At 33.8% G+C, this 1,205-nt stretch carries 1 protein-coding gene; it reads left to right on the top strand.

What is annotated here, in order from left to right; genetic code table 11:
• Window positions 1-224 precede the first annotated feature (224 nt).
• Entirely contained in the window at window positions 225-1,199 is a 975-nt protein-coding gene (locus tag FND99_RS20115; protein WP_144339711.1) for an IS110 family RNA-guided transposase, read from the top strand.
• Window positions 1,200-1,205: the final 6 nt, after the last annotated feature.

The following is a 1,205-nucleotide window of genomic DNA, read 5'->3' as shown; positions in this document are numbered from 1 at the left end:
CCTCCTTTAGATTTGTTTTTTGAAATTTTGAGTAGATTTATGATTGAGAAAGGAAGCAAAAGTAAACTGTTCGTTCCTCCGAGCTTATGACTCATATTTCGATTAAGACTTTAGCTTCCCTTTCATCAAAGACTCATATAGAAATTTGGGCTAGTGACCCGTTATTAAGGAGTTGAGCTTATGATGAATTTCTCAAATCATTGTTGAATCGTAAAAACAAAGTTATGAAAAACATTATTATCGGCATTGACATCAGCAGCAAGACTTTGGATATTTGTGTTAAAGAAGAATCGATAAATTACTTTTCCATTGAAAATAGCGTTTCAGCCATAAAGCGATTTTTTAAAAGTTATTCAGGTGAAAATGTAATCATAGCCATGGAAAATACCGGCAGATACAACTGGAACCTATTTGAATCATTGGAAAAATTCAACTTTAGAGTTTATGTGATCTCCGCTTTGCATATCAAGAAAAGCATAGGTCTTGTCAGAGGCAAAAATGATAAAATTGACGCGTTGCGAATTTGCAGTTTTATTGAAAAAAATCATCAGGAAAACAGGGAATGGAAACCAAGCTCCTGCTCGATTAAAAAAATAAAAATACTGTTGACCGAAAGAGCTTTAAGAATAAAAATCAAAAAACAGCTTATGGTTCAGCAGCATGATTACAAACTAATGAAAAGCATTGGACTGGACAAAGAACTAAAAAACCTAAATGCAAAACTCATAAAAAGTATTGACCAACAAATTAAAGTTATTGAAAATGATATTGAAAAAGCAATCCTTGATGACGAAAAGCTAAGCCAGCAACACAAGCTGATAAAATCAGTTCCAGGAGTAGGCCAGGTTCTATCATGGACATTATTATCAAAAACAGAAGGTTTTACAGCTATAACAGATCCTAGAAAAATGGCATGTTACAGCGGAGTGGCACCATTTGATTTTCAATCTGGAACATCGCTCAAAAGAAGACCAGGGGTATCAATGCTTGCCGATAAAAACCTAAAAACCATTCTGCATCTGGCGGCAATGAGTGCCATTAGACTTGATAATGATCTGAGAAGATATTACATTAGAAAAGTTGGTGAAGGAAAAAATAAAATGAGCGTCTTGAATGCGGTGAGAAACAAAATAATCCATCGTGTTTTTGCAGTAATAAAAAACCAAACCTTTTATGAAAAAGATTTGGTTTTATCATAGAAATCG

Origin of the sequence: Flavobacterium daemonense (assembly GCF_007341385.1) — a bacterium.
Lineage (GTDB): Bacteria > Bacteroidota > Bacteroidia > Flavobacteriales > Flavobacteriaceae > Flavobacterium > Flavobacterium daemonense.
The sequence above is the reverse complement of the archived record's forward strand: the minus strand, read 5'-3'. Positions and strand labels throughout refer to the sequence as shown.